The following is an 18,679-nucleotide window of genomic DNA, read 5'->3' as shown; positions in this document are numbered from 1 at the left end:
TGGTTAACAGCATAGCAAAAAGGACGCTCTACAAGAACGCCCTTCATGCCAGAGGACCTTGTTAGACAATAACCGAGTCGGTGTTGTACCTACCGACTGCCCCTAACAAGGGTACTCCTTATATTCATCAACATCTTACAACTATTTCTTTTTAGCGAGTAAATAAATTCTTAATAAACTCCGCTTCATCCTCAGTAGGAGGAATAAGCGGCAACCGAACTGAACCTACCTTAATCCCCCGTAATTCTAATGCATACTTTACAGCCACCGGATTAGGTAGAGGATGAGGACAGCCGAACATGCCCTTAAAAATCGGGAACAACTGCTGATGCAGTTTGGCTGCCTCCTGTGCGTGGCCCCCTACAAATGAATCCATCATCCGCTTCATTTCTGCACCTACCACGTGACTCGCTACGCTGATAATGCCATAAGCACCTACAGCCATAGCAGGCAGTCCAGATGCATCATCCCCGGAATAAACCAGAAAACCTTCTGGTGCTGCCGCTGCAATCTGTGTGACCTGTGCTAGTGAAGCACATTCTTTGGTTCCTACAATGTTCGGAATTTGTGCAAGTCGCAGCGTCGTTTCAGCTGTTAGGCTCGCTCCGGTACGGCTTGGAACATTATACAGTATAGCTGGAAGGGATGTGGAGTTTGCAATACTTTTGAAATGCTGATACATCCCTTCCTGATTCGGTTTATTATAATATGGCACTACCAGCAGCACACCGTCTGCTCCCGCCTGCTCCGCAGCACGGGTGAGATGGATGGAATGACGTGTATTATTGCTTCCCGTTCCGGCAATAATTTTACATCGCCCAGCTGCTTTTTCTACAACAAATGCAAACAACTTAATTTTTTCATCATCGCTCAGGGTAGGAGACTCCCCTGTTGTTCCAGATACAACAAGTGACTCTGAATGCTGCTCTTCTATTAAGTAATCAATCAACGAGGACAATGCAGTCCAGTTAATCTCTCCTTGCTGATCAAAAGGTGTCACCATTGCGGTAATCAATCTGCCGAAGTTCACCATGCTGCCTCCTTTTTTTGCAAGTCCGAGCACGGACAATGCGCCTATTGATGGAGTTCAAATTTATTATGCAATGCGCGTACAGCCTGCACCATATCTTCCTTTTTAACAAGTACCCAGATCGTGGTGTTGGAATCTGCCGATTGAAGGATCTGTACGTCTGATTCTGTCAATGCCTCCACAATTGTCGCCATAATGCCAGGTACCCCGTTGATACCGCCACCAATAACCGAAACTTTAGCACATCCGGCCAGTATCTTAGGCTCTAGTCCCAAGCCGTTAAGTACTTCAACCGCTTTGCTTCCATCATTATCAAATACGGTATAAACCGCCCCTGATGGAGTTACGTTAATAAAATCAACGCTGATTCCATGTTCAGCCATAGATTTGAATACTTGTAATTGCAAGTGCTCCAAACCTTGCTTTAATTCAACAGTAATTTGAGTAACATTGCCGACATACGCAATACCGGTCACGAAACGGTCTACGATATCTGCCTGCACGTCTTTAAAGCCTTCCGGGTGGGTAACCAACGTACCCTCTCCTTCCGAGAAGGTAGAGCGAACCCGGACCGGAATGTTAGCCTGCATGGCTATTTCAACAGCACGAGGATGGATCACCTTTGCTCCCTGATGAGCCATATTACAAATTTCCGTATAGCTAACATGTGCAAGCGGCTTCGCATTTTCCACAATACGCGGATCGGCAGTTAATATACCGTTCACATCCGTATAAATATCTACCATATCCGCATGTAGGGCAGCACCCAGAGCGGTAGCTGATGTATCGCTGCCTCCCCGACCAAGGGTAGTCATATCACCGTCCGTAGTTTGTCCCTGAAAACCTGTCACAATGACTACTCTGCCTTGGTTCAGCTCTTCCACAATACGGTCTGGCTTGATATCCAAAATACGAGCATTGCCATATTGATCATCCGTAATAAAGCCTGCCTGTGCTCCAGTCAGCACTGTAGCAGGAATACCTTCCTTCTCCATCAGACTGCATAATGTAGCGGCAGAAATGATTTCACCACAGCACAGCAGTAAATCCCGTTCGCGCTTCGGAAGACTGTCACCGTTAGACGCCGCCCAATCCAGCAGCGTATCCGTGGCATAAGGCTCCCCTTTTCTTCCCATGGCCGACACAACAACAACCAATTGAAAATTTTGCTCCAGCTCCCGCTTCACATGTGCCAGCACAAGTTGACGCGCTTCAGGTGTGGAAAGCGAGGTTCCTCCAAATTTTTGCACCAAAATACCCATTATTTTTCCCCCATATTACTCCCTGCTTTAGGAACGTTACTCCGCCTTTGCAGCAATAATTTCCGCGATTTGCACCGCGTTCCATGCCGCTCCTTTGAGCAGATTGTCGGATACGACCCACAAATTCAAACCACGGCTATTGCCCAAATCACGACGTACACGCCCTACGAATACGTCAGGTTTTCCTGCAGCTTCGGATGCCAACGGATAAAGCTGGGCAGCAGGATCGTCTACTAGCGTTACTCCAGGTGCGGAAGCCAGCAGATTACGGACTTCTTCTAGATCATAATCTTTTTTAAGCTCTACATAGACAGATTCCGAGTGGCCGTATACAACAGGAATACGCACACACGTTGCTGTTACATTTACAGAATCGTCACCTAGTATTTTTTTCGTTTCACGTACCATTTTCATTTCTTCCAGTGTATAACCATTATCCTGGAATTTATCGATTTGCGGAATAGCATTGAAAGCAATCTGATGCTTAACTGGCAACGAACCTACTGGCAGCAGATCTGGCTGAACCTCATCACCGTTAAGAATAGCTGTGCTTTGACGATTCAATTCATCAATAGCACGGCTTCCAGCACCGGAAACGGCCTGGTACGTGGATACTATGATACGAGAAATGCCATACTGATCATATAATGGTTTCAAAGCAGCTACCATCTGAATGGTGGAGCAGTTCGGGTTCGCGATAATTCCTTGATGCTCGGCAATTTTGTCGCTGTTCACCTCAGGTACTACAAGAGGAGCCGTCGGTTCCATTCGGAATGCGTTAGTGTTGTCAATGCAAACTGCCCCATGACGAACAGCATGCGGCGCCAGTTCCTTACTCACGTCTCCGCCTGCACTAAACAAAGCAATGTCGATTCCTTCAAAGCTGTCGGGGGTAGCAATCTCTACTGGAATCTGCTGACCTTTAAAGCTAATTAACGTGCCCGCAGAACGAGGCGAAGAAAGAAATTTGATTTTGTCCACAGGAAAATCTCGTTTTTCCAGCAGATTTACGATCTGTTCCCCTACAGCGCCTGTCGCTCCAACGACAGCTACATTAAACTTTCTATTGCTCATCTGGTGTATCTCCCCTTCTCGACTAAAAAACCATTTTTTATTCTGAAAGCATCCACCGCCAACAAGAAATTAGATCCGATGGATTATCGAATCATCTTCTAGGCGAAGGATGCTCAGCAGTTAACTATAATACTTCATGGGGTCTTGCGTTCCACAATCATCGGTTGAATCTGTCTACCCTGCAATGCTTCATAGGCAGCCTCTGGAATCAACTCCATATTAGCTACAAGCGAGTTCGGCTTTTTAACTGGATTATCCTGTCCGAACGGCACAAAAAAGATGTTCTTGGCTACTAGTAACTTGGCGATATTGGCAGCATTTAGACCAAGTCCATCATTAGTAGATATGGCTAAAAGAAGTGGACGACCGTTACGTAATTGCGCCTTCGCAGCCATCAAAACCGGACTGTCTGTCATTGCATTCGCTAACTTACTCATCGAATTCCCCGTCAAAGGTGCAATCACCAGCACATCGAGCATTTGGGAGGGCCCCAGTGGTTCAGCCTCCACAATTGTAGAAATGATATCATTCCCTGTTATATCTTTCAACTGTTTTTGCCAACTTTGCGAAGTACCAAAGCGAGTATCCGTTGTTAGTACGGTATTGGATATAATGGGAACGACCTTCGCACCCTCATCAACAAAGCGCTGAATAACAGGCATTACCTCTTCAAATGTGCAATGTGAGCCTGTAATTGCATAACCTACCGTTTTCCCTTGCCAACTCATTGTGCATCCCCCCGCTCAGGATTATCTTCCATTAACAACTGCACCAGCGTATTCGCTATAATGGTACCAGCAGTTTTTGGAGCAACAATACCGGGAAGACCAGGGGCAAGCATAGCCGTAATTCCACGCTTTTCCGCATACCGGAAATCACAACCACCTGGGGCGGAAGCAAGATCTATAATCACGGTGCTCAGTGGCAATTTAGACAGGATTTGCGCTGTGATAATCATAGAGGGTATCGTATTAAAAATCAAGTCAACCCCCTTTGTCTCATTCGCTAATTCCCTTGTCATAAAAGGCTTCCAACCCATCTCCACGGCTCTCGCTGCATCCTCTGCCCGCCGTACTCCAACTTTCACTTTGGCTCCCAACCCCTGTAGTGCCCTTGCCATGGTAAATCCAGTCCGTCCCATGCCTAGAACCATACAATCTGCACCATGAATCGTAAAATCAGTATGCTGAATTGCCATCATCAGTGCGCCTTCAGCCGTAGGTATAGAATTGTATATGGCCACATCATCTCTCTCCAGCAGCTCAACCAGCTTTAATTCATGCCTGGTACAAATTTCTTTTAAGTACGCTCGCGCCATCCCTGTATATACAACGCAATGCGGTGGAAGAGCAGCAGCATGCTCATTCAGAAACTGGAGCTTTTGTGCTCCGAAAAGTGCATTCACGTTGCCTTCCTCATCGCATCCCACCACTGGCAAAATCAGTGCGTCTGACGATTCTAGCAGCTTGACAGACATTGGCTCTAGTGTGACTCCTTTGAGTGGTACTTCGAGCTTGTCAAAGCCCACCACAGTGACAGTAGCATCCATGTCCACACATTTGCGGATTACCTCAAGCTGCCTCGCATCACCACCCAAAACAACGATGCGCATTCCTGTTAGCATCCGGATCACTCCTTTCCGAGACACGATATGCTTTTAGTCTATGCAGATGCCCGGGAAGGGGTGAAAAAACACAAAAAAAGCCGCCCCCCTAGGAACGACTTTTATGTGTATGCTTACTCTTAAGCGAGTAATATTGAAGCTTCTACAAAATGGACAATTATATTCCAATGTATGCAAGTGAACCGTAGACTCAGCGTCCTGTATGACCAAAGCCTCCAGCACCACGCACTGTTTCAGACAAATGATCTACTTGTTTCAACTTAACCTCAGGCACAATCTGAAATACCATTTGTGCAATTCGCTCATTGCGCATAATGGTGAACGGTTCCTCGCCTAAATTGATAAGAAGCACCTTAATCTCTCCACGATAATCTGCGTCAATCGTACCAGGTGTGTTAAGACAAGTAATACCATGCTTGAGAGCCAATCCACTACGCGGACGGATTTGTGCCTCTAATCCTGCTGGCATAGCTATTGCAAATCCGGTTGGAACGAGACAACGTTTGCCAGGTTCCAGAACCAAATCCTCCTGTACTGCTGCATACAAGTCAAATCCGGATGCAAGCTCTGACATTTTGCGAGGTAGCTCAATATCTTCATTGCCCCCGAGTCTGTTAATTTCAACGTAAGTTAACAAAATAGTCCCTCCTCATATCCTTAACCGCTGAATCACTCGCTCCGACCATTGACAGAGCAAACGGCTCCGAAAACATCCGATCCAGCACTTTGTTCACATCATCAGTCGTCACTTGCTCGATGTGTTCGATCATTTGATCCAGAGTATAATGCTGACCCAACATTAACTCATTTTTTCCAAGCCGGTTCATTCGACTTCCTGTACTCTCAAGGCTTAAGATCAGACTTCCCTTTAGCTGCTCCTTGCCTTTACGAAGCTCAGTAGCGTCCAAACCGTTGACAGCCACATCACGTAACAGCTCCAGCGTCAAATCGAGCACGTCCTTTGTTTGCTTAGGAGCGGTACCTGCATAGATCGTGAACATTCCACTATCTGCATGGGAGCTATGATAAGAATAGACGGAATAAGCCAGTCCGCGTTTTTCACGAATTTCCTGAAATAAACGTGAGCTCATGCCCCCGCCGATCGCGTTATTCAGCAAAACCATAGCATACTGGAGATCGTCGCCCATTGCAAATCCAGGCAGAGATAGACAAATATGATTCTGCTCCGTTGCTTTCTCATGGTACAATAGCTGACCGTTAAACACAGGCACTGTCAGTGGCGAAACGGTTCCGTGATTATCGAAATGCCCAAAATGTTGCTCCAGCAATTCTACAAGACGATCGTCAACATTACCAGCCACACTGATAACTGTATTGTCGATTGTATAGTGCTCCTTCATATAATGGCTGAGATGTGAACTATCCATTGCTAGCAGGTGATCTTCGGTTCCCAGAATCGGATAAGCCAGTGGGTGTTCACCATAGGCCGCCTGAGATACAAGATCATGCACCATATCATCCGGTGTGTCCTCGTACATGGAGATTTCCTCCAAAATCACATTTTTCTCTCTAGCCAGCTCTTCCTGATCCAATTTGGAATTAAAGAACATATCAGACAGTACATCGACTGCGATCGGTAGATGCTCATCTAGCACTTTCGCATAATAACACGTATATTCCTTCGAAGTGAAAGCATTAACATTTCCTCCGATAGCATCGAATTGCTCAGCGATTTCCTTAGCACTCAAACGCTCTGTTCCTTTGAAAAGCATGTGTTCAATAAAATGAGAAATACCGCTATTGTCCGGTGTTTCATTGCGGGAACCGGTTTTAACCCAGATACCGAAAGAAACAGAACGCACGGTTGGAATTTTTTCGATGACCACCCTTAGGCCGTTTTTGAGTTGAATTCTTTCCACGCTTGGCCCTCCTAAACTGAATTGCATACTTAGCCATAATGTTCAATCCTAACAGAAAAAAGACGTTCACTCAACCGGAGCTGGTAGCTGCCGATCAGGGGAAAGCGTCTGACTGACAGTTCCAAGCACAAGTCCTTTACTACGAATGGCGTGAATCATGCCTTTGAGAGCAGCAGCAGAGGAATCTGTTGGGTGCATCAATATCAGGGAGCCGGACTCAACCTTGCTGTTAATTTTATGAACCACCGATTCCGGTGACGGATGTTTCCAATCTACGGTGTCCAATGTCCACAACACTGTTTTGAGCCCCTGCTCTGCCGCAATATCCACCGTTTGTTGATTAAAATCACCCGACGGAGGGGCAAACCAATTATTTTTGATATCTAGAGTTTGTTGAAGAAGCTCTTCCGTCTTTTCGATTTCTTGTACAGCCCTGGCTCGACTCAAACGGCTCATATTCGGATGAGAATAGGCATGATTCGAAAGCTCATGCCCTCTTCTTTGAATTTCCTTGGCAAGTTCAGGATTTTTCTTCAGCCAACTTCCATCAAGAAAAAATGTAGCCTTCACCTTCTCCTGATCCAATGTATTCAATATAGGCACGATAAACTCATTCCCCCAGGCTACATTGATCATGAAGGATACCATCGGCTTTTCAGGATTGCCCCTGTAAATTGGAACATTACCCAATTGATTTAAATGTATTTTGGGTGCCAATTGGCGATATACATATTGAATAGGCCGATCCGGAGCTGCAATGGCTTTGCGATAGGTAGCATCCAGATCGACCTCCAGTCCGTTATAACCTGGAATAGCCTTCCACACCCTGTCAATCTTGGCATCAACCGGTTCTCTCCGCTGACGCGCCGCTTCTGCCCTTAGTCGCTGCATAAGCGCATTATCAGGCAAAGCTGCTACCGCCATCGTGGGTGTAGCTTCAAGCTCTTCGGCTCCTGTAGCGTCTCCATTACGTAATTGACTAGCGTAGTCACGAACCCCGCTAAACTGCCCGATTACCAGTGTGATGGCTAAAGTGACTACCACCCACACTGCTCGTTTCACCCTACTCATCATTCCTTCATCCTCCCGCTCGTTTGTCCACATTGTATGCTGGGAGGACAAGATCTATGACGTAGTAAGCTATAGAAGCCCACTTGAGTACAGCTTGTGCATATGTATGAAAAAAGAGCCAGAAACGTAGCTCTGCCTCTTTCCAAAAGCTTAATTAATGCTATTCAAATCCCATATTCTTGTACAAACGTAAGACTCCCTGTTACTGTGGTTCGTGGTCTCACAACCTAGGACTTAGCAGGAGTTTCAGCCGTCAGTACTGCCTTACGGGACAAATTGACGCGACCTTGCTGATCGATTTCAGTTACTTTTACCGTAATCGTATCACCAATAGCAATGACATCTTCAACTTTGGCTACACGCTCAGTAGACAGTTGAGAAATATGAACCAGACCATCTTTACCCGGTAAAATTTCAACAAATGCGCCGAATTTTTCAATTCGTTTGACTGTACCGATGTAAATCTCGCCGACCACGACTTCTTTTACGATACCTTCGATAATGGAACGCGCCTTCTCATTCATCTCTTGATTTGTAGAAGCGATGAACACACGACCATCTTGCTCAATATCGATTTTCACGCCGGTTTCCTCGATGATCTTGTTGATGATTTTACCACCAGCTCCAATAACATCACGGATTTTGTCCGGGTTAATGTGCATTGTCATAATTTTCGGAGCATATGGAGACAACTGCTCACGTGGCTTCTGGATCGCTTCCATCATTTTGCTAAGAATGAACAAACGTCCTTCTCTGGCTTGCTTGAGCGCATCCTGTAAAATATTGCGGTCAATACCGTCAATTTTAATATCCATTTGAATGGCAGTTACGCCTTCCGCTGTACCAGCAACTTTAAAGTCCATATCGCCCAGATGATCTTCCATACCTTGGATATCCGTCAGTACGGAAACATGATCTCCATCCTTGATCAATCCCATAGCTACGCCTGCAACTGGAGCTTTAATCGGTACACCTGCATCCATCATGGCCAGTGTGCTTGCACAAATACTAGCTTGTGATGTCGATCCATTCGATTCCAGCACTTCAGAAACCAGACGGATCGTGTACGGAAATTCAGTTTCGGAAGGAATTACTTTGGAAAGCGCACGCTCACCAAGAGCACCATGTCCGATTTCACGACGACCCGGCGCGCGCAAAGGACGAGCCTCACCTACGCTGAATGGAGGGAAATTGTAATGATGCATGAAGCGTTTGGTTTCTTCCAGATCAATACCGTCCAGAATTTGTACATCCCCTAGCGCACCAAGAGTACAAACGCTAAGCGCCTGCGTTTGCCCGCGTGTAAATAAGCCTGAACCGTGCGTACGCGGCAAAATGCTAGTGTCACTTTCAATCGGACGAATTTCGTCAAGCTTACGACCATCAGGACGCACTTTATCATGCGTAATTAGACGACGGACTTCTTCCTTAACGATATCATAGAGAACTTCGCTCACATCACTCAAAAGCTCAGGTGTCTCTATGTATTGTGCTTCAAAATGGGCAACGGTCTCTTCATTTACGGCATCAATCGCCTCTTGACGAGCATGTTTTTCGGCAATTTTAACAGCTTCTACTAAACGATCAGCTGCATAAGCACGTACTTCACTGTTCACTTTTTCATCAACAGCATGCAGCTTAACCTGCATTTTCTCTTTACCTGCTACTTGCACCAATTGTTCAATAATTGCCACAATGTTCTTAATTTCATCATGTCCGAACATGATAGCTTCGAGCATAACTTCCTCTGGAATCTCATCGCCTTCTGCTTCTACCATCATAATGGCATCTTTTGTTCCGGCTACAACGAGATACAGATCGCTTGCGTTCTGCTGTGCAATGTCTGGATTAATCACAAATTGTCCGTTTACACGACCTACAGCAACTCCGCCAATTGGCCCATTAAAAGGAACATCCGAAATACTGAGTGCTGCCGAGGTTCCAATCATGGCTGCAATTTCAGGTTCGCAATCCTGATCAACACTCATGACGAGGTTTAACACCTGCACATCATTACGGAAACCTTCAGGGAACAATGGGCGAATTGGACGGTCTGTCAAACGACTTGATAAAATCGCCTTTTGACTCGGGCGTCCTTCACGCTTAATAAATCCGCCAGGAATTTTCCCCACAGCATACAATCTTTCCTCATAGTTCACGGTCAGCGGAAAAAAGTCCAAATCTTTCGGTTCACGGGAAGCGGTCACAGTACACAGCACAACTGTTTCTCCGTAACTCACCTTAACTGCCGCATTGGCTTGTTTTGCAAGACGTCCTGTTTCAAGCACCAGCTTTCTTCCGCCGAGTTGCATTTCTACGCGTTGCTCCATGGTATCCCTCCATTTCATTTCATGTAAAAGTTCTATACACATCCAGTATTTCCTGCGCAGGTCTTATTCATAAGAAGCTCACAGACAAAATAGGATATGTAATTCAAAAAAAGATTCCTCATTTCAAAAAAGAACCCGGCTGCTGTCCGCCGTCGCCTTAGCAGGGACAAGCGGTGAACAACCAGGCTTCTTTTCTCATTACATGTCTGAAAATTAACGACGCAGTCCGAGACGCTCGATCAACGCACTGTAACGTTTAACATCAGTCTTCTTCAGGTAAGCCAAAAGTTTACGACGCTGACCGACCATTTTCAACAACCCGCGGCGGGAGTGATGGTCTTTCTTGTGCGAACGAAAGTGACTTTGCAAGTTGACGATGTTTTCAGTAAGGATAGCGATTTGTACCTCAGGTGATCCTGTATCGGATTCATGAGTTTTGTACTCCTCGATCAATTGCTGTTTGCGCTCTTGAGTCAATGCCATCCTGTTCACCTCCTTCATTATAATCGCCATTAGCCTCGTAACCGCCGGTGAAAGCGGACAACCAAGCTAAGGTTCATCGTTGTTTACACAACATAAGTCAGTATACCACAGCGCCTGTCTTATGTAAATAAATTAGCCCAGCAGCTTTTTAGCCGTTTGTGCGTCATTGCCAATTTGGCTAATCAACTCATCCACCGAAGAGAATTTGCGTTCAGGGCGGATATAATGGTGAAGCTCAACAAGCACGGGCTCCCCATAAATTTGTTGATTAAAATCAAATAGATGTACCTCAAACGACGGATTCAGCACACCTTCATGAAAAGTAGGCTTAACCCCTACATTCATCACACCATTTATCCAATGATCACCTACGAGCGCCCGTACAGCATATACTCCCTTAACCGGAATAACATAAGAATCATCCAGCTTGAGATTAGCTGTCGGAAAACCGATCGTACGTCCGCGCTTTTCTCCATCCATCACAGTACCCTGGATACGATAAGGGCGTCCCAACCAGCGCGAGGCGTGTGCTAAATCCCCCGTCTGTAAAGCACGGCGAATGCCGGAGCTGCTTACCTTATCCCCGTCCAGTTCGAACGGTGGTACAGTGTAGACAGACATCAGCCCTCCTCCCAGTTTCCGAAGCGTATCCTCGTGTCCGGCTCCCCGGTGGCCAAACCTAAAATCAAAACCTACTACAGCCGTTCGAATTTGTAATGGAAGCAGCACGTCAGTTATAAAATCCTCAGGGCTGACTTTGGAAAATTCATCGTTAAAACTTAAAATATAAAGTACATCCACACCCATATCAGCTAAAATAGCCTGTTTGTCCGCAAGCGGTGTTAAATAACCTTCATAATCGCCTTTTTTCATGACTTCCTTCGGATGGGGGTGAAATGTCATGACAGATACTGGCACTTTCTGTTCACGAGCGAGCGTGATGGCTTTGCGTATTACGCTTGCATGTCCCAAATGAAGGCCATCGAACTGGCCGATCGCCGTGACTTGTGGACGTCCCCATTGCTGCAATAGCTCATCACTCAATGGATAAGATAACGATACGGTAATCATATTCACTCACCTGCATTTCACATCATTTGACTAACTTCGTCAAAAATTATAGCACAATTCAAGGTGAAAAACGTCTATCAGCATAATTTCACGGAAGCCAGGCCGTGCCTAGGGGAAAATTTCTGGCGATTATAGAATGGTTCAGCTCCGCTGAGAATTTATAAATTCTATACGCTTAAAAAAACCTTAATTGGGGCAATCGCGCCTGATTCATCTCGTCCATATATGCCTAAAAATGTTTTATCCTCTTTATACAGCCGGAAAGGCTGACTGTCCGTCACTGGTGGTGAAATCATACTCAGCGACAAGCGTTGACCTTGCAGAGCCGCAGCTGCCTTGGCTTCAGCCACTGTATGCTCGGGCATATAGTCAATTGCTTTATCAGTAGCAATAAGCCGCTCACTCAAGCTGCCATCAGCTACATAGCGTTCAATTTCTTCGAATGTTAAACAATGTTCCGCAGAAATTCCCGCAGACATCGTTCGCTCCAGCTTAACCATCGTTGAAGGATATCCCAATTCACGGCCAATATCAACACATAGTGTACGAATATAAGTACCTTTGGAGCACAAAGCACGAAAAGAGATGTCCACATGCGGCCCCATCTTCGCAAATCCCGTCATTTCCAGCTCGTAAATGCTCACTTCACGACTTTTACGCTCCACGGTTTTACCCTCTCGAGCCAGCTCGTATAGACGCTTTCCATCTACTTTGAGGGCAGAGTACATGGGTGGGACTTGTGAGATCATACCAACGAATCGTTCCAGAACCGCTTTGGCTTCCATTTCGGTCACCTCAACCGGACGCTCGCTCTCTTCTGTAATTGTCCCAGTCAGGTCTTCGGTATCAGTAGCAATGCCTAATCGCAATGTAGCCTGGTATTCCTTGGGCCGCTCTTGCATGTATTCCACCACTCGGGTGGCGCGTCCCAGACACAAGGGCAGAACACCGGTTACCTGCGGATCTAGCGTCCCAGTGTGTCCGATTCGCTTCATCCCCAATAAACGGCGAGCCTTGGCCACCACATCATGAGAGGTAAATCCAGCAGGTTTATAGACAGGGAGAACACCTTCCCAAGTTGCCTGTCCCTTCTTTATTGGGTTCATAGCTCAGACTTCACCCGCCCTACAACGGTCTCAATGATATCTTCCAGCTTACCCTCTAGCCGACAGCCAGCCGCACGTACATGACCACCGCCCCCAAATGATTGCGCCAGCGCGGCTACATCAACATTCCCTGCCGATCTCAAACTTGCCTTGGTCGCTTGATCATTAATAACTTTAAAGAAAATGCCTACTTCAACCCCACGTATATTTCTTGGATAATTCACGATGCCTTCTAAGTCCTCATTTACAGCACCACATTCCGTCATATCGTCAGGTGTGACAACGACCCAAGCAACTTTACCATCCTCCGACATCGTGAGCGTTTGCAATGCTTTGGTCAGAACTTTCATTTGGGGAAATGTCATTTCCTCAAGCAATTTCTCGGATAAAAATGGGCCATCTACACCATGAGCAAGTAGCTGTGATACCGTAGACATCACTTTTGGTGAAGTGTTGGAGTAGCGGAAGCCTCCCGTATCCGTTAACAACCCTGTATATACAGCTGTTGCTACTTCGACGTCCCAGGTTACTGCGAACTTTTCCAATAAATCAAAAAGAATTTCCGCTGTTGCTGCAGCATCCGACTTAATCACATTAACCTTACCATAAGCATCGTTCGTTGGATGATGATCAATATTCAGAATAATGGCATCTTCCGTAAAAAACTGCTCTGTCAAACCAACACGACGGTAATCCGCACAATCTACACAAATGATCCGGTTGTATTTCCGTTCTGGCGGTTGTTGACTCATATCCATAATCTCATCGGCATGCCATAAAAAATCCATACGTTTAGGAATAGGTCCCTCATTCAGCATGGTATATTTCTTCCCCAGACATGAGAGAAGCCAGCCCACCGTTACGGTGGAGCTGACTGCGTCTCCGTCCGGCTGTACATGCGATACGATCAGGTAATCATCATGCTCCAGAATAAATTCCTTCGCTTGTTGAAGCGCCTGTTCATAGGTATGCATTGCCGTCTCCTTTACATTCAGTTCATGGTTCTTCAGACTAACAAAAATTCCTATTTCTCATCCTTGTCGATATCACTCAGCAGCTTTTCAATTCGGCTGCCATAAGCAATTGATTCGTCAATTTTGAAAATCAGCTCAGGAATATGGCGAAGCCGTATCCGTTTGCCAAGTTCAGAACGAAGATAACCGTTCGCTTTGTCCAGCGCCTTCAGAGAAGAAGTTTTTTGTTCTTCATCTCCAAGTACACTCAAATATACTTTCGCTTGAGACAAATCGTTTGTGACATCGACTCCAGTCACCGTAATAAAACCGATGCGTGGGTCTTTTAATTCGGTCTGTATGAGTAGGCTTAGTTCCTTCTTAATCTGCTCGCCAACTCGACCTGTACGTATTTTAGCCATGGGTGCTCACCTCTCTGCCGTTAGCGTTCCACTGTTTCCATGACGAACGCTTCAATAATGTCGGATTCCTTAACATCATTATAACCATCAAGGGTGATACCACATTCGTAACCTTGGGCAACTTCTTTCGCATCGTCCTTAAAGCGTTTCAGTGAGTCGATTTTACCTTCAAAAATAACGATACCGTCACGGATCAGACGTGCTTCTGCTGAACGGGTAATTTTACCAGACGTTACCATGCAACCAGCAATCGTACCGACTTTAGTAACTTTAAACACGTTACGAACTTCAGCGTGACCGATCACATTTTCTTTATATTCAGGGTCCAGCATGCCTTTCATAGCCTGCTCGATTTCTTCAATGACATTGTAAATGACGCGATGCAGACGAATGTCCACTTTTTCAGCTTCCGCTGTAGATTTCGCCTGGTTATCAGGACGAACGTTAAAGCCAATAACAATGGCATTGGATGCCGCAGCCAAAATAATATCGGATTCGGTGATTGCACCTGCACCACTGTGAAGAATTTTGACGCGTACACCTTCAACTTCAATCTTGTTCAAGGAGCCTTTCAGCGCTTCGACAGAACCTTGTACGTCACCTTTAATAATGACGTTCAGATCCTTCATTTCGCCATCCTTGATGTGTTGGAACAGGTCATCCAGCGTTACACGGGTATTACTGCCCAGATCAGACTGACGTTGCGTAATCGCACGTTTGTCAGCGATAGCACGAGCTTTACGCTCATCCTCGAACACCATGAACGGATCGCCTGCAAGTGGAACTTCTGTCAAACCAGTAATTTCAACTGGAGTGGAAGGACCTGCTTCCTTAAGACGACGACCTTTATCGTTGACCATGGCACGTACACGTCCGAAGCAGTTACCTGCTACGAATGCATCACCGACTTTAAGCGTCCCATTTTGAACGAGAATACGGGCTACAGAACCGCGACCTTTATCCAGCTCAGCCTCAATAATAGTACCACGTGCCCGTTTATCTGGGTTGGCTTTGTACTCATTCACTTCAGCCACGAGCAGAATCATCTCAAGCAAATCTTCCAGACCCATTCTTTGTTTAGCGGAAACGTTGACGAAAATTGTATCGCCGCCCCACTCTTCGGGTACCAATTCATATTCTGTGAGTTCTTGTTTTACTTTGTCCGGGTTGGCATCCGGTTTGTCAATCTTGTTTACAGCTACGATTATTGGTAGACCTGCTGCTTTTGCATGGCTAATCGCTTCAACTGTTTGTGGCATTACACCGTCATCAGCTGCAACTACAATAATCGTCATATCTGTTACTTGAGCACCACGTGCACGCATAGCGGTAAAGGCTTCGTGACCCGGTGTATCCAAGAAAGTGATTTTTTTGCTGTTAATTTCAACTTGGTATGCACCAATGTGCTGTGTAATACCACCAGCTTCGCCACCTGTTACGTTCGTGGAGCGAATGGCATCCAGCAAAGTTGTTTTACCATGATCGACGTGACCCATAATGGTTACAACCGGCGGACGTGTTCTCAAATCCGCTGGATCATCATTTTCTTCCACAGTTTCAAAACGATCTTCTTCCACTGGGATTTTCACTTCTACCTCGACGCCAAAGTCACCCGCAAGCAAGAGAATGGTATCCATATCCAGTTCTTGGTTGATGGTCGCCATTGTTCCGAGCATAATCAGCTTCTTGATAACTTCTGACGCATCCTTATGAAGAAGCTTGGCTGTTTCACCTACAGTCATCTCACCACGCACAATAATTTTCTTAGGCGTGTTGTCGATTTTCTCGCGACGCTCCTGTTGTTGACCTTTACCACGGTTGTTAAATTTACCACCACGATTGTTGCCACCGCGGTTGTTGCCTCCACGACCACCGTTACCACCGCGTCCTCCGCCTTGACGATTATCGTCAAAACGTCCTTGACCGAAACGGTTACCGTTATTGTTGGAGTTGCCACCTGTACGGTTGCCACCACTGCGGTTGGAATTATTGCTTCCTGCGGAAGAAGAAGTTTTTACTGCCGCACCACCCTGGCTGCTTCCCTGAGGACGCGAACCTGTGTTATTGCTACCGGTACGCTGTTGTCCTCCCTGCTGTTGACCATTACTGCGGTTCTGAGTGCCTTGCTGGCCGCTTGGTCTACTAGAACCTTGTTGACTGCGGTTTTGACCGCCCTGCTGACTGCTTTGCGCTTTTGGAGCGCTACTTCGGTTACTGTTTTGGTTGTTGTTTGTCCTATTCATACTTACCTGCTTTTCCTGTTGATTTTTGGTTTGCTCCGTTGAATGATTACTATTCTGGCTTGAACCGGTCTGATTCGAGCTTACTTGCGCCGTGCCTGCTTCGCCTTGCTTGACCGCAGCATTGGATTTAATATTCTTAAAAAAATTTTCCACTTTACCTACGGCATCATGTTCCATGACGCTCATATGGTTGTTTACGGGAATATCCAGCCGTTTAAGAATGGTGATAATTTCTTTGCTGCTCATGTTCAACGATTTGGCGTATTCGTATACCCGCACTTTGTCTTTGCTTTCTTGTTTACTCAATATACTCCACCTCCGACATTATCCCCGCATGTTTCATGATCAATTTCGCGAATCCTTGATCCGTCACAGCCAGCACGACCCGTTCAGGTTTGCCGATGCTGCTTCCCAAGCTTTCCCGGTCAAATCCTATCAATAAGGGGATTTTGTACGTCCCGCATTTGTCGCGGAATTTCTTTTGAGTATTCATTGAAGCATCTTTCGCAAGAATGACCAGCTTGGCTTCTGAAGACCTGATCGCTTTATAAACGATCTCATCACCTGTTAGCAGCTTGCCAGCTCTCATAGCAAGCCCCAATCCAGACAGCGCCTTATTCATCCTGCACGCTGCCTTGTGCCGCCAGGAATTCTTCCTCGACGGCAGCAAAATCACGACTTAGCTGCTCATAAATATCAGGATGAACCGAGTGCTTCAATGCTCGATCCAGTGCCTTGCTCTTTTGAGCCAGCTTGAAGCAGGCGGCTTTGCCGCACAAGTAAGCGCCGCGTCCCGACTTTTTGCCAGTCAAGTCAATCAACACTTCGTCTTCAGGGGTTTTGACGACACGGATTAACTGTTTCTTTGGCATCATTTCATGACAGGCGACACATTTGCGCAAAGGTATCTTTCTCTGTTTCATGCATTAACCCCCCTACACTCCGCTTAATCTACAGAAACGGAATCCTGATGCATTTCATCGGTGGATGTTCTCGGTCTGCCGAGCTCTTCCTCCGCCTGTGTTTCACTCTTAATATCAATTTTCCAGCCAGTAAGCTTAGCAGCAAGGCGAGCATTTTGCCCTTTGATACCAATAGCTAGAGAAAGTTGATAATCAGGTACTATAACGCGAGCCATTTTCTCTTCTTCAAATACCTGTACTTCAAGCACCTTGGACGGACTCAAAGCATTAGCCACGTATTCATCAACATTATCAGAATAGCGTACAATGTCGATTTTTTCGCCACGTAGCTCGTTTACAATGGTCTGCACCCGCGTTCCTCTTGGTCCTACACAAGAACCTACCGGATCAACCTCGGCGTTACGAGAATGAACCGCGATTTTAGAACGGAAGCCTGCTTCACGCGCTACGGAACGAATCTCTACAACACCGTCAAAAATTTCAGGTACTTCGAGTTCGAACAAACGCTTAAGCAGACCCGGATGTGATCGGGACAGCATAATTTGCGGTCCTTTGGTTGTGTTCTCTACCTTGGTAATATAAGCCTTAATCCGATCCAGATGGTTAAATTTCTCATTAGGCATCAGCTCGCTCAACGGAAGAACTGCTTCCACCTTGCCAAGATCAATATAAATATTACGTGGGTCTTGGCGCTGTACAGTTCCTGTTACAATATCCTCTTCCTTGTCCACAAACTTGTTGTAGATCAGTCCCCGTTCCGCTTCGCGAATGCGCTGAGTCACGACCTGCTTCGCTGTTTGTGCAGCAATCCGTCCAAAGTCACGTGGTGTGACTTCAATTTCAGCGATATCCTCCAACTGAAAATGTGGGTTGATCTCACGGGCTGCTGGCAACGAAATCTCGGTGCGAGGGTCCAATACCTCCTCAACAATCAGCTTACGGGCATATACCTTAATGACTCCCGAGTTGCGGTTCATATCAACACGCACGTTTTGTGCGGTATTGAAATTCCGTTTGTAGCTGGAAATCAGGGCTGCTTCAATGGCCTCAAACAGCACGTCCTTACTGATCCCCTTTTCTCTTTCCAACTCGTTCATTGCTTCAATAAAATCCATACTCATGGATTACTGCTCCCCCTTTCAAATGATGGCACCTGCGTACTGGTCGGCACACGAGGCAAAAAACATGTAGTACATGTCAAACAGCA

At 46.2% G+C, this 18,679-nt stretch carries 18 protein-coding genes; all 18 read right to left on the bottom strand.

The window, feature by feature from the left end:
• Positions 1-151 precede the first annotated feature (151 nt).
• The 18 genes from dapA to nusA all read right to left on the bottom strand — a co-directional run bounded on the left by dapA (position 152) and on the right by nusA (position 18,593).
• Positions 152-1,033 carry a 4-hydroxy-tetrahydrodipicolinate synthase gene (gene dapA / locus ACN6NF_RS09800; protein ID WP_474317198.1) on the bottom strand — a complete coding sequence of 294 codons (882 nt, stop codon included), beginning with the start codon at positions 1,031-1,033 and terminating at the stop codon, positions 152-154.
• Positions 1,034-1,074: 41 nt separating this feature from the next.
• Positions 1,075-2,292, bottom strand: a complete 1,218-nt coding sequence (gene dapG, locus ACN6NF_RS09795; protein WP_474317195.1) for an aspartate kinase — start codon at positions 2,290-2,292, stop codon at positions 1,075-1,077.
• Between the two features lie 36 nt (positions 2,293-2,328).
• A complete protein-coding gene (locus ACN6NF_RS09790) occupies positions 2,329-3,366 on the bottom strand; it encodes an aspartate-semialdehyde dehydrogenase (protein ID WP_474317193.1) in 1,038 nt (345 codons plus the stop codon).
• Between the two features lie 134 nt (positions 3,367-3,500).
• Entirely contained in the window at positions 3,501-4,094 is a 594-nt protein-coding gene (locus ACN6NF_RS09785) for a dipicolinate synthase subunit B (RefSeq protein ID WP_016820990.1), read from the bottom strand.
• The gene (gene dpsA / locus ACN6NF_RS09780) at positions 4,091-4,990 is read right to left on the bottom strand and encodes a dipicolinate synthase subunit DpsA (RefSeq protein WP_474317191.1); all 900 of its coding nucleotides are present in this window, start codon (positions 4,988-4,990) and stop codon (positions 4,091-4,093) included. Before dpsA ends, ACN6NF_RS09785 begins: the two co-directional genes overlap by 4 nt.
• Before the next feature lie 190 nt (positions 4,991-5,180).
• Entirely contained in the window at positions 5,181-5,627 is a 447-nt protein-coding gene (gene dut / locus ACN6NF_RS09775; RefSeq protein ID WP_474317189.1) for a dUTP diphosphatase, read from the bottom strand.
• Positions 5,611-6,870, bottom strand: coding sequence for a M16 family metallopeptidase (locus ACN6NF_RS09770; RefSeq protein WP_474317186.1), 1,260 nt, complete (start codon positions 6,868-6,870; stop codon positions 5,611-5,613). Before ACN6NF_RS09770 ends, dut begins: the two co-directional genes overlap by 17 nt.
• Positions 6,871-6,936: 66 nt before the next feature.
• Complete coding sequence (locus ACN6NF_RS09765) at positions 6,937-7,944, bottom strand: polysaccharide deacetylase family protein (protein ID WP_474317183.1); 1,008 nt, start codon at positions 7,942-7,944, stop codon at positions 6,937-6,939.
• A 224-nt stretch (positions 7,945-8,168) separates the two neighbouring features.
• Positions 8,169-10,271, bottom strand: coding sequence for a polyribonucleotide nucleotidyltransferase (pnp, locus tag ACN6NF_RS09760; RefSeq protein ID WP_474317181.1), 2,103 nt, complete (start codon positions 10,269-10,271; stop codon positions 8,169-8,171).
• Positions 10,272-10,484: 213 nt separating this feature from the next.
• Positions 10,485-10,754: a 30S ribosomal protein S15 gene (rpsO, locus tag ACN6NF_RS09755; RefSeq protein ID WP_007430074.1), complete on the bottom strand. Its 270-nt coding sequence runs from the start codon at positions 10,752-10,754 to the stop codon at positions 10,485-10,487.
• A 132-nt stretch (positions 10,755-10,886) separates the two neighbouring features.
• Positions 10,887-11,825 (bottom strand): bifunctional riboflavin kinase/FAD synthetase, encoded by a 939-nt coding sequence (locus tag ACN6NF_RS09750; protein ID WP_474317177.1) that lies wholly within the window; start codon positions 11,823-11,825, stop codon positions 10,887-10,889.
• 167 nt (positions 11,826-11,992) lie between these two features.
• On the bottom strand, positions 11,993-12,931 hold the full coding sequence (truB, locus tag ACN6NF_RS09745; protein WP_474317175.1) for a tRNA pseudouridine(55) synthase TruB: 939 nt from the start codon (positions 12,929-12,931) through the stop codon (positions 11,993-11,995).
• Positions 12,928-13,905: a DHH family phosphoesterase gene (locus tag ACN6NF_RS09740; RefSeq protein ID WP_474317172.1), complete on the bottom strand. Its 978-nt coding sequence runs from the start codon at positions 13,903-13,905 to the stop codon at positions 12,928-12,930. Before ACN6NF_RS09740 ends, truB begins: the two co-directional genes overlap by 4 nt.
• Before the next feature lie 50 nt (positions 13,906-13,955).
• On the bottom strand, positions 13,956-14,306 hold the full coding sequence (gene rbfA / locus ACN6NF_RS09735; protein ID WP_013370723.1) for a 30S ribosome-binding factor RbfA: 351 nt from the start codon (positions 14,304-14,306) through the stop codon (positions 13,956-13,958).
• Between the two features lie 20 nt (positions 14,307-14,326).
• Positions 14,327-16,855 (bottom strand): translation initiation factor IF-2, encoded by a 2,529-nt coding sequence (gene infB / locus ACN6NF_RS09730; RefSeq protein ID WP_474317169.1) that lies wholly within the window; start codon positions 16,853-16,855, stop codon positions 14,327-14,329.
• Positions 16,848-17,171, bottom strand: a complete 324-nt coding sequence (locus ACN6NF_RS09725) for a L7Ae/L30e/S12e/Gadd45 family ribosomal protein (protein WP_007430068.1) — start codon at positions 17,169-17,171, stop codon at positions 16,848-16,850. The genes infB and ACN6NF_RS09725 overlap by 8 nt, the downstream gene beginning before the upstream one ends.
• A complete protein-coding gene (gene rnpM / locus ACN6NF_RS09720) occupies positions 17,164-17,472 on the bottom strand; it encodes an RNase P modulator RnpM (protein WP_007430067.1) in 309 nt (102 codons plus the stop codon). The genes ACN6NF_RS09725 and rnpM overlap by 8 nt, the downstream gene beginning before the upstream one ends.
• Before the next feature lie 23 nt (positions 17,473-17,495).
• On the bottom strand, positions 17,496-18,593 hold the full coding sequence (nusA, locus tag ACN6NF_RS09715; RefSeq protein ID WP_016820980.1) for a transcription termination factor NusA: 1,098 nt from the start codon (positions 18,591-18,593) through the stop codon (positions 17,496-17,498).
• Between the last annotated feature and the right edge of the window lie 86 nt (positions 18,594-18,679).

Source organism: Paenibacillus sp. TSM33, assembly GCF_056099025.1.
This window is presented reverse-complemented; position numbering and strand designations above follow the sequence as displayed.

Excerpts from the sequence above, each read along its gene's own strand:
- pnp (WP_474317181.1), bottom strand. The coding sequence starts at position 10,271 with ATGGAGCAACGCGTAGAAATGCAACTCGGCGGAAGAAAGCTGGTGCTT.
- ACN6NF_RS09785 (WP_016820990.1), bottom strand. The coding sequence starts at position 4,094 with ATGAGTTGGCAAGGGAAAACGGTAGGTTATGCAATTACAGGCTCACAT.
- dpsA (WP_474317191.1), bottom strand. The coding sequence starts at position 4,990 with ATGCTAACAGGAATGCGCATCGTTGTTTTGGGTGGTGATGCGAGGCAG.
- dapA (WP_474317198.1), bottom strand. The coding sequence starts at position 1,033 with ATGGTGAACTTCGGCAGATTGATTACCGCAATGGTGACACCTTTTGAT.
- dapG (WP_474317195.1), bottom strand. The coding sequence starts at position 2,292 with ATGGGTATTTTGGTGCAAAAATTTGGAGGAACCTCGCTTTCCACACCT.
- rbfA (WP_013370723.1), bottom strand. The coding sequence starts at position 14,306 with ATGGCTAAAATACGTACAGGTCGAGTTGGCGAGCAGATTAAGAAGGAA.
- ACN6NF_RS09740 (WP_474317172.1), bottom strand. The coding sequence starts at position 13,905 with ATGCATACCTATGAACAGGCGCTTCAACAAGCGAAGGAATTTATTCTG.
- rnpM (WP_007430067.1), bottom strand. The coding sequence starts at position 17,472 with ATGAAACAGAGAAAGATACCTTTGCGCAAATGTGTCGCCTGTCATGAA.
- nusA (WP_016820980.1), bottom strand. The coding sequence starts at position 18,593 with ATGAGTATGGATTTTATTGAAGCAATGAACGAGTTGGAAAGAGAAAAG.
- truB (WP_474317175.1), bottom strand. The coding sequence starts at position 12,931 with ATGAACCCAATAAAGAAGGGACAGGCAACTTGGGAAGGTGTTCTCCCT.
- rpsO (WP_007430074.1), bottom strand. The coding sequence starts at position 10,754 with ATGGCATTGACTCAAGAGCGCAAACAGCAATTGATCGAGGAGTACAAA.
- ACN6NF_RS09750 (WP_474317177.1), bottom strand. The coding sequence starts at position 11,825 with ATGATTACCGTATCGTTATCTTATCCATTGAGTGATGAGCTATTGCAG.
- ACN6NF_RS09725 (WP_007430068.1), bottom strand. The coding sequence starts at position 17,171 with ATGAATAAGGCGCTGTCTGGATTGGGGCTTGCTATGAGAGCTGGCAAG.
- ACN6NF_RS09790 (WP_474317193.1), bottom strand. The coding sequence starts at position 3,366 with ATGAGCAATAGAAAGTTTAATGTAGCTGTCGTTGGAGCGACAGGCGCT.
- ACN6NF_RS09765 (WP_474317183.1), bottom strand. The coding sequence starts at position 7,944 with ATGATGAGTAGGGTGAAACGAGCAGTGTGGGTGGTAGTCACTTTAGCC.